This window comes from Micromonospora tarensis (assembly GCF_016803395.1).
Taxonomy (GTDB): Bacteria; Actinomycetota; Actinomycetes; order Mycobacteriales; family Micromonosporaceae; genus Micromonospora; species Micromonospora tarensis.
This window is the reverse complement of record NZ_JAEVHL010000185.1, coordinates 1-12986: the sequence shown is the minus strand read 5'-3', so window position 1 is coordinate 12986 and position 12986 is coordinate 1. Positions and strand designations below refer to the sequence as shown.

Genomic DNA, 12986 nt, shown 5'->3' with positions numbered 1-12986 from the left:
CCGACTTCCAGGAACCCGAGTCGATCTTGGACTTGACCGAAGCTCTGCAAGCTCGCCTGCCCTGCGCGCTGGAATGCCCAGGCGCCAGGCCGATCGGCCGCCAGGCGGCACGGGTGCCAGGCCGCACGGGTGCCAGGCCGCACGGGTGCCAGGCCGATCGGCCGCCAGGCGGCACGGGTGCCAGGCCGCACGGGTGCCAGGGCGGTGATCGACTCGACTTCAAGGAAATCGCGCTGTCTGCGCGGACCGGATCCCCCGACTTCCAGGAACCCGAGTCGATCACGGGGCGCGGACCAGCGAGCGCATGTCCCGTACGGTCGCTTATGCACCTTGAGGGCGTTTTGGGCGGCACAGGCGATTACGTTGCTTCGAGACTTTTCTCCCCACATATCGTGACCAGTTGCGATTCGGGCTCGTTGCCCAGGACGTGGGGGTTGCACTCAGAGACGCACGGCGTTCGGTCACCAGCTGGTGCCGACGCCACACCATCGGTGGTGACGGGGCGGTGGCAGCCGTCCGTCGCGGACAGCGGCAGGGCGAGCCGGGAATGCTCAGCCGCGAACAGGAACTCGAGCTGATCGACGCGCTGCGGGGTGTCCACCCCGACGAGTTCGGCCTGGACGAGGAGTTGTGGACGCGGCAGAGCCTGACCACGCTCATCCAACGGCGGTTCGACCTGCCGCTGGACGCCGGCGCGGTCGGGGCGTACCTGCGGGCCTGGGGGTTGGGTCCGCGGGAGCCGCGCGAACGGGCCTGCGGGCTCTGCGTCAGCGCGGTCGAACGCTGGGTCCGCAGCGAGTATCCGGCGATCACCCGGGCCGCTCAGGAGCACCTCGCCGAGGTCTACTGGATCGGCCGGGTCCGGCTGCGCGGCACCATGCCGGCGGCGGACGTGATCTCCGCCGTCTCGTCGCGCGGTCGGGTACGTTTCATGATCACCACGCCGACGGTGGACCCGCCGCTCCCCCGCGACTTCGTGTTGCGACTCAGCGGCGAGGAGCAGCGCACGGTGCACGTGATCGTGGACGGCTCCTGGCCGCGCAACGAGTGGCCGCGCCGGCTTCCGCGCCGGATCGTCCTGCATCCGCTGCCCAGTTGCGGGCGGGCGATCGCGGCCGCCTGAGCTCCCGGCCGGGCAGTCCGGCGGCCCACACACGGTCGCCCGCCGAAACACGGGGTGTCCGGCCCCGGAACCACCAGGTGGACCGGTCGCCAGAGCACCGGGCGGACCGGTCGCCGACCCGATCGGCTCACCCGATACCGATTCGGCGTACGCGGAGGAGGTTTGCTAGTCTTCTCCAGTCGCTGAGCCCCCGTAGCTCAGGGGATAGAGCACCGCCCTCCGGAGGCGGGGGCGCAGGTTCGAATCCTGCCGGGGGCACCAAAGATCTTGGCCGGACGCAGGAGCATTGGCTTCCCGCGTCCGGTTTCTTGTATCCGCGGTCGCGCAAGATCAAGATGGCACCATGTTTCTCGGGTTGCTCATCGGCGCGCTGGGCGGGGCCGCCACCGCGACGGTCCTCACCGTTCGTGGGATCCGCGCGGCGTCCAGGGCAGGCGGACGACCGGGCTGGTTGCGGGCGGCGGCGCTCCTGGCCGGCGCGGGAGCCGTGGCCGGGTACGCCTGGGGCCTGCTCCACCTCGGCTACGCGGTGATGCGGGCCGAGGACGGCGGCACCGGCTCCGCTCCGAGCGGACCCTGCCGGGACGGCGGGTCGCAGCTGGCAAGCCAGGTCAACGGGTACGACGTCGACCTCCTCCCGCTCCGCTTCGAGTGCCGTCTCAGCGGCGGCGGCAGGTACCTCACCTCGTCGGTGCCCGGCTACGTCACCCCGACCACGATCGCCCTCGGGCTGATCACCGCCGGCTGCGGCGCCCTCGCGGCCACCCCGGCACGACGCGACCAACCGCCGACGGCACACCGCGATCAACCGCCAACCGCACAGCCCGACCAACCGCCAACGGCGCACCGCGACCAACCGCCGACGGCACACCGCGACCAACCGCCAACCGCACAGTCCGACCGACCGCCGGTTGCCTGAGCAGCAGACCGTCACCTGCCGACGTACGCCGCCAGGTGCTCGCCGGTGACTGTGGAGCGGGCGGCGACCAGGTCCGCCGGAGTGCCCTCGAAGACGATCCGGCCGCCGTCGTGGCCCGCGCCGGGGCCGAGGTCGATGATCCAGTCGGCGTGCGCCATGACCGCCTGGTGGTGCTCGATGACGATCACCGACTTGCCGGCGTCGACGAGGCGGTCGAGGAGGCTGAGCAGTTGCTCGACGTCGGCCAGGTGCAGGCCGGTGGTCGGCTCGTCGAGGACGTAGACGCCGCCCTTCTCGGCCAGGTGGGTGGCCAGCTTGAGCCGCTGCCGCTCCCCGCCGGACAGGGTGGTGAGCGGCTGGCCCAGGCTGAGGTAGCCGAGCCCGACGTCGACGAGCCGGTTGAGGATGGCGTGCGCGGCCGGCGTGCGGGCCTCGCCCGCGCCGAAGAACGCCTCGGCCTCGGTCACCGACATCGCGAGCACCTCGCTGATGTCGCGCCCGCCGAGCCGGTATTCCAGCACCGACGCCTGGAACCGCTTGCCCTCGCAGTCCTCGCAGGGGGCGGCGACGCCGGCCATCATCCCCAGGTCGGTGTAGATGACGCCGGCCCCGTTGCAGCTCGGGCAGGCGCCCTCGGAGTTGGCGCTGAACAGCGCCGGCTTCACCCCGTTGGCCTTCGCGAACGCCTTGCGGATCGGGTCGAGCAGCCCGGTGTACGTGGCCGGATTGCTCCGCCGCGACCCCCGGATCGCACCCTGGTCGATCGACACCACCCCCGCGCCGGCCGGAATCGACCCGTGCACCAGCGAACTCTTGCCGGAGCCGGCGACACCGGTCACCACCACGAGCACCCCGAGCGGGACGTCGACGTCGACGTCGCGCAGGTTGTTTGCCGTCGCGCCGCGGATCTCCAGCGTGCCGGTGGGCGTGCGTACCGTCTCCTTGAGCGCGGCCCGGTCGTCGAGGTGACGGCCGGTGCTGGTGCCACTGGCCCGCAGACCCGCCACGGTGCCCTGGTAGCAGACCGCCCCGCCCTCCGTGCCCGCGCCGGGCCCGAGATCGACGACGTGGTCGGCGATGGCGATGGCCTCCGGTTTGTGTTCGACGACCAGGACGGTGTTGCCCTTGTCGCGCAGTTGGAGCAGCAGCTCGTTCATCCGTTGGATGTCGTGCGGGTGCAGCCCGATCGTTGGCTCGTCGAAGACGTAGGTGACGTCGGTGAGCGACGAACCGAGGTGGCGGATCATCTTGGTGCGCTGCGCCTCGCCGCCGGAGAGGGTGCCCGACGGCCGGTCGAGCGACAGGTAGCCCAGCCCGATCTTCTCGAACGAGTCGAGGAGGTGCTGCAACCCGGTCAGCAGTGGCGTGACCGACGGCTCTTCGAGGTCGCGTACCCAGGCGGCCAGGTCGCTGATCTGCATCGCGCAGACGTCGGCGATGTTCTTACCCTTGATCTTCGACGAGCGGGCCTGCGTGCTGAGCCTGGTGCCGGCACAGTCGGGGCAGGTCGTGAAGGTCACCGCACGCTCCACGAAGGCACGGATGTGCGGCTGCAACGCGTCGATGTCCTTGGCGAGGAAGGACTTCTGGATCGACGGGATCAGGCCGGCGTACGTCAGGTTGATGCCGTCGACTTTGATCTTGGTGGGCTCCCGGTGCAGCAGGTCGTGCAGCTCCCGCTTGCCGAACTTGCTGATCGGCTTGTCCGGGTCGAAGTATCCGCAGCCCCGGAAGATCCGGCCGTACCAACCCTCCATGCTGTAACCCGGGATCGTGATCGCGCCCTCGTTGAGCGAGCGGCTGTCGTCGTAGAGCGCGGTCAGGTCGATGTCGGTGACCGCGCCCATGCCCTCGCAGCGCGGACACATGCCGCCGAGCCGGGTGAAGGTCGCCTTCTCGGTCTTCGTCCTGCCCACACCACGGTCGACGGTGATCGCGCCGGTCGCCTTCACCGAGGGCACGTTGAACGAGTACGCGTTGGGCGAACCGATGTGCGGCTGCCCGAGCCGGCTGAACAGGATGCGCAGCATGGCGTTGGCGTCGGTGGCGGTGCCGACGGTGGATCGGGAGTTGGCGCCCATCCGTTCCTGGTCCACGATGATCGCCGTGGTCAGGCCGTCCAGCAGGTCGACCTCGGGCCGCGCCAGGGTCGGCATGAAGCCCTGCACGAAGGCGCTGTACGTCTCGTTGATCATGCGCTGCGACTCGGCCGCGATGGTGCCGAACACCAACGAGCTCTTGCCGGAGCCGGAGACACCGGTGAACACGGTCAGCCGACGCTTCGGGATCTCGACGCTGACGTCCTTGAGGTTGTTCACCCGGGCGCCCTGCACGCGGATCAGGTCGTGGCTGTCGGCCACGTGCGGCGCGGACGGCTGGCGGGCCGTGCTCATCGTGTCTCCATCTGTCGGGTGCGGACGGGTCAGCGCACTTGCTGGATGCGGATCAGGTTGCCGGCCGGGTCGCGGAAGGCGCAGTCGCGGAGGCCGTACGGCTGCTCGGTGGGCTCCTGGACGACCTCGGCGTCGCTCGACTCCAGCTTGGCGAAGGTCGCGTCGAGGTCGGTGGTGGCCAGGTTGACGCCGAAGTAGCTGCCCTTGGCCATCAGTTCGAGGATGGCCTGCCGCTCGTCGTCGGTGAGGCCCGGGTTGGCGGCCGGCGGGTGCAGGACGATGGCCGTGCTGGGCTGGCCGACCGGCCCGACGGTGATCCACCGCATCCCCTCGTAGCCGACGTCGAGGCGGACCTCGAAGCCGAGGACGTCGCGGTAGAAGACCAGGGAGGCCTCCGGGTCGGTGTGCGGCAGGAAGCTTGAGTGAATGGTGATGTCCATGCTGGTCACGCTAGTTGCGGCTCGGCGACCCGCGCTTCTCGATTCCTGACCGGCCTGGTCACCTGCTTTGCCACGCAGGACGGCAGGCCCGCCGTCGCCTGCGCGGCCTGTCGCCGGTAGACGCTGGGCGGCACACCGACCAGCTCGGTGAAGCGGGTGCTGAAGGTGCCCAGGGACGAACAACCAACCGCGAAACAGACTTCGGTGACACTCAGGTCACCACGGCGCAGCAGGGCCATCGCCCGCTCGATCCGGCGGGTCATGAGATAGCTGTACGGAGATTCGCCATAGGCGGCCCGGAACTCACGGCTGAGGTGCCCGGCCGACATGTGCGCGCCCCGGGCGAGCGCCTCGACGTCCAGTGGCTGCGCGTACTCCCGGTCGATCCGGTCGCGGACCCGGCGCAGCCGGGCGAGGTCGCCGAGTCGCCGCGTCGCGTCGGGTTTGCTGCTCACCTGGGAAATCGTGCCACACCCCACCGACAATCAGCCGGTCGCCGGGCCCGAGCGCGGGCCGACGAGCCTGGTCAGCCGGCCTCGCGTCGGGCCCGGGCCCGACGCTTCCCCTCGTGCATGGCCTGCACCCGGGCCACCGGGATGGTCCGACCCTCGGCGACCAGGTCGGCGGGGAGCGACTGTGGGGCGGGCAGCAGCGCGGCCCAGAGGTCACCGTCGGCGAGCAGCGTCGGGGCGGTCCGGATGGTGAAGTCGGCGGGCGTCACCTCGGTCAGGTCGGCCCAGTCGACCGGGAACGAGACCGGCAGCCCGGGCCGCAGCCGGGGGCTGTACGCGGCCGCCACTGTCGCCCCGCCGGCGCGGGTGGCGTCCACGAAGACCCGGCCGCCCCGGTCCTCCTTGATGTACGCCGTGGTGGCCAGCGCCGGGTCCAGCCGCTCGGCGCGGACGGCGAGCGCCCGGGTGGCGGCGGCCAACTCCTCGGCGGTGGGGCCGTCGGTGACCGGAACGAAGACGTGCACACCCTTCGCCCCGCTGGTCTTGACCGCGCCGGTCAGCCCGGCGTCGGCGAGCGCCTGGCGGACCAGCAGGGCCGCGGCGACCGCCGCGCGGAACCCGTCGCCCTCCGGCGGATCCAGGTCCAGCACCAGGTGGGTCGGGCGGTGCAGGTCCGCAGTGGTGGCCAGCGTCGGGTGGTACTCGACCGCCCGCTGGTTGGCGAACCAGAGCAGGGTGCGCCGGTCGTCGCAGAGGGCGTACGAAATCTCCCGGTGCGACGCCTCCGCCCAGACCGACGCCCGACGGACCCAGTCCGGGGTGTAGCGGGGCAGGTTCTTCTGCATGAACGGCGGCTGGCCGGGGCGGACCCTGATCACCGACAGCGGCCGGCCCCGCAGGTGCGGGAGGATGCGGTCGTGGACCGCGTCGAGGTAGTCGACCAGGTCCCGCTTGGTCGCGTCGTCGCGGTCGGAGAGCGGCTGGTCCAGGTTGGTCAGGGCCACGCCGTCCCGGGTCTCGTCGGCCTTGCTCACCCGACCACCCTCCCGGCCTCGCCGCCCCCGGTCAACCGGAAGCGCCGCCCCGGTACGAATCGGTTCCGGCGCCCACCGCCGCCGGTCCGGAGCTCTCGACGGCGAACGAGCGGCTGGCCGGGCGTCGCGGCAGTGTCGTGAGCGCGACCAGCAGCGCGGCGAGGACCAGACCGGCGGCCACGGCGAAGGCGGTCCGGTAGCCGCCCGCGAGCGCGGCCGTCTCGGCCCAGCCGGCGGCCCGTAGGCCGTCGCTGCGCGGCGGCCAGGGTGGCCAGCGCGGCCAGGCCGACCGCGCCGCCGACCTGTTGGGTGGTGTTGACCAGCCCGGAGGCGAGCCCGGCGTCGGTGTCGGTAGCACCGGCCATGGCCAGGGTGGTGACCGCCGGCAGGGTGAGGCCGCCGGCCACGCCGAACACCAGCATCGCGGGGAGTACGTCCGCGACGTAGCCGCCGTCGGCGGCAGCCGGGCGAGCAGCACGAAGCCGACGGTCGCCGGGACGAGCCCGGCCAGCAGCACGGTCCGGGCGCTCCACCGGGCGATCAGCCGACCGGCCAGGCCGAGCGACACCACCGCGATCACGACCGGAGTGGGCAGGAAGGCCCAGCCGGTCGACGCCGCGTCCAGCCCGAGCACCAGTTGCAGCTCCACGGCGAGCAGGAACTGGAATCCGAAGTACGCACAGACCATGAGGAACTGCACCGCGTTCGCGGCCACCAGACCGGGGACGCGCAGCACCCGGGCCGGGATCAGCGGGGTCGCCGCCACCCGCTGCCGCACCGCGAAGCCGCCGAGCAGCAGCGCCGCGAGGGCCACCGCGCCGAGGGTTCGGGAGCTGGTCCAGCCGTGCTCTCCCGTTCCGACGATGCTTAGGACGGCGGCCATCAGACCGGCGGTGGCGAGCAGGGCACCGGGCAGGTCCAGGCCGGCCCGCAGCCCGATCCCCCGCTCGCCGGGGAGCCGGCGCACCGCCGCGAGCAGGATGATCGCCCCGATCGGCAGGTTGACCAGGAAGATCGCCCGCCAGCCCGCCAGGTCGGTGAGCAGCCCGCCGGCAACAGTGCCGATCGACGCGCCGGCGGCCCCGGTGAAGCTGAAGACGGCGATGGCGCGGGCCCGCTCGGCCGGTTCGGGATAGAGCCGGACGATCATGCCGAGGCTGACCGCCATGGTCAGCGCCCCGCCGACGCCCTGACCGAATCGCGCAGCCACCAGCGAGCTGGGCCCGGTGGCGACCGCGCAGGCCAGCGAGGCCACTGTGAAGAGCGCGACGCCGGCCAGGAACACCCCCCGTCGGCCCAGCAGGTCGCCGAGCCGGCCGGCGAGCAGCAGCAGGCCGCCGAACGCGACCAGGTAGGCGTTCACCACCCAGGCCAGGCCGGCGGCGGTGAACCCCAGGTCGCGTTGCACGGCGGGCAGCGCCACCGCGACCACTGTGCCATCCAGGATGATCATCAGGCTGCCGGCGCAGAGCACCAGCAACGCCGGCCAGCGGGATGGGACGATCTGCTCCACGGAACCCTCCTTGGTGCATGGTTTGTTACCGAGGTCATCGTCTGTGACCACAAGCCGGAGCGGAAGGAGGCACTTTGATGTCCCAGCGGAACAGCGATGTGTCCGCGCAGGTCAAGGCCGAAGTGACCTGCGCGGCCGAGAACGTGCCGTTCACCCCGGGGCAGGCACGGGCGTGCACCGTCCGCGAGGTGCTCGACCGGGTCGGCGGCAAGTGGAGCATCGGCATCCTGGTGGCCGCCTCGAACGGGCCGGTGCGCTTCACCGAGCTGGAGCGGCACATCGAGGGCATCAGCCGGCGGATGCTCACCCTGACCCTGCGCCAGCTGGAGCGGGACGGCCTGCTGCACCGCACTGTCTATCCGACCGTCCCGCCCAAGGTCGAATACACCGCCACCCCGATGGCGCTTGAGCTGTACGAGTCGCTGGTGGCGCTGACCAGCTGGGCGGAACGGCACCGCCGGGCCATCGCCGAGGCGCGGACCAGGTACGACACCGCGCACGCCGACTAAACCGACCCGGCGTGTGGTGAACGCCACCAGTGTTCTCTGACCGATCGGTCAGGGTCTGACCGATCGGTCAGGCATGCTGGTCGGCGGGGGGTGGACCGGTGATGGCCAGAGCGGTGTCCGAGACGCACGGCGAGATCCTCGCCGCGGCGGCGCGACGGTTCGGAGTGACCGGCTACCGGGGCACCTCCCTCCAGGACATCGCCCGCGAGGTCGGCTGTTCCAAGGCCACCGTGCTCTACCACTTCGCCAACAAGGAAGCCCTGCTCGCGGAGCTGATGGCACCCGCGATCGGGGTGCTGCGCGACCTCGACGACCAGCTCACCGGCCTGACCGGAGCGGCCGCCCAGGAGGTCGCCGCCCAGGGCTTCGTCGACCTCGCGGTCCGCTTCCGGCGGGAGATCGCGGTGCTGCGCGGCGAGTTCCCGGAGCTGCTGTGCCAGCCCGCCTTCGCCCACATCCAGCAGATCTCCGACCGGCTGCGGGACGCGCTGGCCGGCAACTCCGACCGGCCGGGCGCCCGGATCGCCGCACTGGTGCTGCTCGCCGGCATCTCCGAGGCGTGCGCCGAGTTCGTCGACATCCCGGATGACGACCTGCGTGCCGCCCTGCTCGCCCTCGTCCGACGGGCCGTCGAGCCCGTCGAAGCACAACTGCCCCATCCACCCACGACCGAGGACAAGGACTCCTGATGGCCACCCTGCTCTACCGGCTCGGCCGGGGCGCGTTGCGCCGGCGACGGCTCGTTGTCGCGCTCTGGCTCGTCGTACTCGTCGCCGCCGGTCTGGCCGCGGCGACCCTGCGCGGCCCGACGGCGAGCAACTTCACCATGCCCGGCACCGAGAGCCAGCGGGCGCTCGACCTGTTGGCCGAGCAGTTCCCGGCGGCCAGCGGCGCCACCGGCACCATCGCGGTCAAGGCACCGGCCGACGGTCAACTGGGCACCCCGCAGGGCCAGGCGGTGGTGCAGGAACTCGTCCAGCAGGCCTCGACGCTGCCCGGCGTGGTCGGCGCGGTCAACCCGTTCCAGGTCGGCGCGGTCACGCCCAACGGCCGGTACGCGCTGGTCCAGGTCCAGTTCGCCGCCGGCGGGGACGACGTGACCGACGCGCAGCGGATTGCGTACGAGCAGGTGGGCGCGGCGGCCAAGGCACAGGGTTGGCAGGTCGCCCCGGGCGGCGAGGTGCTCGGCGGTGAGCCGGAGATCGGCTCCACCGAGGCGCTCGGCGTCCTGGTCGCCGCGATCGTCCTGATCATCACGTTCGGCTCCCTGGTCGCGGCCGGAATGACGATGCTCAACGCGCTGATCGGGGTGGGTGCCGGGATGGCCGGGCTGTTCGCCCTGAGCGGCGTCGTCCAGCTCACCAGCACCGCACCGATCCTGGCGCTGATGCTCGGCCTCGCGGTCGGCATCGACTACTCGCTGTTCATCACCTCCCGGCACCGGCAGAACCTGCTCGACGGGCTGTCCCCGGAGGAGGCGGTCGGCCGGGCCGTGGGCACCGCCGGCTCCGCCGTGGTCTTCGCCGGCGCCACAGTGGTCATCGCGCTGGCCGGGCTCGCGGTGGTGGACATTCCGTTCCTCACCGTGATGGGTCTCGCCGCCGCCGGCACGGTCACCGTGGCGGTCCTCGTCGCGATCACCCTCCAGCCGGCGCTGCTCGGCTTCGCGGGCCGCCGGGTGCTCCCCCGCCGGCTGCGGGCGGTCGGCACCGACGGCACGTCAGCCACCGACGGCACCCCGGGCACCGGCGCGGACGGCACCGACCGGCCCGCCACGACCGAGGACCAGTCCGCGTTCGGTTTCCGCTGGGCACGCCTGGTCACCCGGTTCCGCGTACCGGTCATCCTGGTCGGTCTGCTCGGCCTGGGCCTGCTCGCGCTGCCGACGCCGGACATGCGGCTGGCCCTGCCGGACGCCTCGACGGCGGCCGTCGGCTCCCCCGCCCGGGTGTCGAACGACCTGATCACCGAAGGCTTCGGTCCGGGCTTCACCGGCCGGCTCGCGGTGGTCGTCGCCGGGGACAACCCGCAGGCGACCTCGGCGGCCGTGCCACAGGTCACCGCCCTGCTCCAGCGCACCGAGAACGTCCTCGCGGTGGCACCGCCGCAGCTCAGCCCGGACGGCCGGACCGCGCTGCTCGGCGTGGTGCCGAAGACCGGCCCGACCGACGAGGCCACCGGGACCCTGGTGCACGACATCCGGGGCGCGGTGGGCGGGATCCGCGACGCGGACGTGCTGCTCACCGGCGTCACCGCGATCGGCATCGACGTCTCCGAGAAGCTCTCCGACGCGCTACCGGTCTACCTGCTGCTGGTGGTCGGGCTCTCGGTGCTGCTGCTGATGCTGGTGTTCCGTTCCCTGCTGGTGCCGGTCAAGGCCGCGCTGGGCTTCCTGCTCACCGTCGCCGCCACGTTCGGCATCACGGTGGCGGTCTTCCAGCAGGGGCACCTCGCCGACCTGGTCGGCCTGGACACGCCGGGCCCGCTGATCAGCTTCCTGCCGATCCTGCTCATCGGCATCCTGTTCGGGCTCGCCATGGACTACGAGGTGTTCCTGGTGTCCCGGATGCGGGAGGACTTCGTGCACGGCGAGACCGCCCGGCAGGCCACCATCAGCGGCATGGGGCACGGCGCGCGGGTGGTCACCGCCGCCGCGCTGATCATGATCTCGGTCTTCGGGGGCTTCGTCTTCCTGGAGGACCCGGTGATCAAGTCGATGGGCTTCGCGCTCGCCGTCGGTGTCGCCATCGACGCCTTCGTGGTCCGGATGACCATCGTTCCCGCGGTGATGTCGCTGCTCGGTGACCGCGCCTGGTGGCTGCCCCGCTGGCTCAACCGCGCCCTGCCGAACGTCGACATCGAGGGCGAGGGCCTGCGCGCCCGACTCGACGAACGCACCCCGACGCACGTCTGACCCAGCCGACGGTGGAGGTGTGGCGCCCGGCCGGGTGCCACACCTCCACCGCGTCAGACACCCGCCGGGTAGGTCTCCATCTCACCGGGGACCGCCGGCACCGGTAGCGGGTGCAGAGCGGTGGTGTCGTCGCACCAGATGAAGGCGTCGTACCGCTCGCCGAGCCGGGTCGGCACGTAGTTGCCCCAGGACTCGAACGACGGGTCGTAGACGACCCCGATCGCCCGGTGGTCAGTGGTGTCGGTGACCCAGCCCGGCTGGTCGTCGCCGCCGAAGATCAGCACCGCCCGCTCCGGCATCAGCTCGTGCAGCCGTCGCTCGATCGAGCCCTCCCTGGCCGGTGGCACCACCATCGCCTCGGGTGGCGAGCCCCACCGGGGTGCGGCGACCACAGTGCCCCGGTAGCTGCCGAAGCCGATCAGGGCCACCGCGTCGTCGCCGTGCCGCTCCCGGGCCAACTGACCGATGTTGATCATCCCGTCCGCGGCCATGTCGGTGGCCCGCGCGTCGCCGACGTGCGTGTTGTGCGCCCAGACGATGCCCCGGGCGTCCGGGCCGTACCGGTCCAGCAGCCGGTCCAGGGTGTCCTGCATGTGGGTGTCGCGGATGTTCCACGAATCCGGGCCGCCGGCCACCATCGCCCGGTAGTACCGCTCGGCACCGGCCACCACCTCGGCGTTCTGCCAGGCCGAGAAGCGGTCCGGGCCATCGGAGAGGGCGTGTTCGCGGGTCCGGGCGAGCAGCCGGACGACCTCCTCCTCGCACCGGGCGGAGACGAACCGGCTGGCCGCGCCGTACTCCTCGACCCGCTTGCCGTACGGCTCGAAGCAGCGGTAGGCGTCCTGGGCGGCCTCCAGCGACTTCGGGTCCTCCTCTCCCAGGTAGTCGAAGATGGCCTGCATCGACTCCCAGAGGCTGTACACGTCGAGCCCGTGGAAGCCGGCGCGCTGCTCCTCCGGCCGCTCCACGTTCCAGGCCCGCAGCCAACTGGCGAACCGGGCCACCTCGGCGTTGGCCCACATCCAGGTCGGCCACCGCTCGAACTGGGCGAGCGCGAGCTGCGGTTCGGTAGCGCCGTCCGGCGCAGCCGTGACGGAACGGTGCACCCGGTCACAGTCCGGCCAGTCGCCCTCCACGGCCACGAAGGAGAAGCCGCACTCCGCGATCAACCGGCGGGTGAGCTGTTCCCGCAACCGGTAGTAGTCGTAACTGCCGTGGGTGGACTCACCGATCATCACCACCCGGGCGTCCCGGACGCGCTCCAGCAACGGGTCGAAGTCGCTCGGCGCGCCGAGCCGCTGAACCAGCATGGCAGCGGCTACCCGGCCGCCGCTGCGGCAAACCGTGGGCGCGTCGCGGGCCGACACGCCGGCCGCCGGGCCGTCGCGCCCGCCCACCAAGCCGGTGTACGACCACCGCGAGCGGGTAGCCGGCCGACATGACCGTCACCGGCGTGCAGTTGCAGGAGTACCTGGCCGGGCTCGACTACCCGGTCTCCCGGGAGGACCTGATCCGCTGGGCCCAGGAGAACGGGGCCGGCACGCCAATGTTGCAGATGTTGCAGGCGCTACCACCCGACCAGTTCAACTCCCCCGACGAACTGAACGCCGCCCTGACACCCCCCTCCTAACCCAACCAGCCCCGCCCAACCCAGCCCGGCCCGGCCCGGCCCGGCCCGGCCCGGCCCGG

The 12986-nt window shown here is 72.0% G+C and carries 12 protein-coding genes and 1 tRNA gene; 7 read left to right on the top strand and 6 right to left on the bottom strand.

The features are described 5' to 3' along the window. The first annotated feature begins 427 nt into the window (after positions 1-427). The 3 genes from JM949_RS26430 to JM949_RS26420 all read left to right on the top strand — a co-directional run bounded on the left by JM949_RS26430 (position 428) and on the right by JM949_RS26420 (position 2042). Entirely contained in the window at positions 428-1123 is a 696-nt protein-coding gene (locus JM949_RS26430; RefSeq protein ID WP_203150968.1) for a winged helix-turn-helix domain-containing protein, read from the top strand. A gap of 186 nt (positions 1124-1309) precedes the next feature. Then, positions 1310-1384, top strand: a tRNA-Arg gene (locus JM949_RS26425). 82 nt (positions 1385-1466) lie between these two features. Continuing rightward, positions 1467-2042: a hypothetical protein gene (locus JM949_RS26420; protein ID WP_203150966.1), complete on the top strand. Its 576-nt coding sequence runs from the start codon at positions 1467-1469 to the stop codon at positions 2040-2042. Positions 2043-2053: 11 nt separating this feature from the next. Here the strand turns inward: JM949_RS26420 and JM949_RS26415 are convergent, their stop codons facing one another. The 5 genes from JM949_RS26415 to JM949_RS26395 form a co-directional block, all read right to left on the bottom strand. Next, entirely contained in the window at positions 2054-4435 is a 2382-nt protein-coding gene (locus JM949_RS26415) for an ATP-binding cassette domain-containing protein (protein WP_203150965.1), read from the bottom strand. A 29-nt stretch (positions 4436-4464) separates the two neighbouring features. Beyond that, on the bottom strand, positions 4465-4875 hold the full coding sequence (locus JM949_RS26410) for a VOC family protein (protein WP_203150964.1): 411 nt from the start codon (positions 4873-4875) through the stop codon (positions 4465-4467). A gap of 5 nt (positions 4876-4880) precedes the next feature. Next, the gene (locus JM949_RS26405) at positions 4881-5330 is read right to left on the bottom strand and encodes a helix-turn-helix transcriptional regulator (RefSeq protein WP_203150963.1); all 450 of its coding nucleotides are present in this window, start codon (positions 5328-5330) and stop codon (positions 4881-4883) included. Between the two features lie 71 nt (positions 5331-5401). Continuing rightward, entirely contained in the window at positions 5402-6361 is a 960-nt protein-coding gene (ligD, locus tag JM949_RS26400) for a non-homologous end-joining DNA ligase (RefSeq protein WP_203150962.1), read from the bottom strand. A gap of 31 nt (positions 6362-6392) precedes the next feature. Next, positions 6393-7874 (bottom strand): MFS transporter, encoded by a 1482-nt coding sequence (locus tag JM949_RS26395; protein WP_309232334.1) that lies wholly within the window; start codon positions 7872-7874, stop codon positions 6393-6395. A gap of 74 nt (positions 7875-7948) precedes the next feature. Between JM949_RS26395 and JM949_RS26390 the strand changes: the two genes are divergently transcribed. The 3 genes from JM949_RS26390 to JM949_RS26380 all read left to right on the top strand — a co-directional run bounded on the left by JM949_RS26390 (position 7949) and on the right by JM949_RS26380 (position 11297). Continuing rightward, positions 7949-8383, top strand: coding sequence for a winged helix-turn-helix transcriptional regulator (locus tag JM949_RS26390; protein ID WP_238433921.1), 435 nt, complete (start codon positions 7949-7951; stop codon positions 8381-8383). Positions 8384-8484: 101 nt separating this feature from the next. After that, positions 8485-9072, top strand: a complete 588-nt coding sequence (locus JM949_RS26385) for a TetR/AcrR family transcriptional regulator (protein ID WP_203150961.1) — start codon at positions 8485-8487, stop codon at positions 9070-9072. Continuing rightward, complete coding sequence (locus tag JM949_RS26380; RefSeq protein ID WP_203150960.1) at positions 9072-11297, top strand: MMPL family transporter; 2226 nt, start codon at positions 9072-9074, stop codon at positions 11295-11297. Before JM949_RS26385 ends, JM949_RS26380 begins: the two co-directional genes overlap by 1 nt. 53 nt (positions 11298-11350) lie before the next feature. Here the strand turns inward: JM949_RS26380 and JM949_RS26375 are convergent, their stop codons facing one another. Further along, the gene (locus tag JM949_RS26375; RefSeq protein ID WP_203150959.1) at positions 11351-12607 is read right to left on the bottom strand and encodes an erythromycin esterase family protein; all 1257 of its coding nucleotides are present in this window, start codon (positions 12605-12607) and stop codon (positions 11351-11353) included. Between the two features lie 128 nt (positions 12608-12735). Between JM949_RS26375 and JM949_RS26370 the strand changes: the two genes are divergently transcribed. After that, entirely contained in the window at positions 12736-12927 is a 192-nt protein-coding gene (locus JM949_RS26370; RefSeq protein ID WP_203150958.1) for a DUF2795 domain-containing protein, read from the top strand. Positions 12928-12986: the final 59 nt, after the last annotated feature.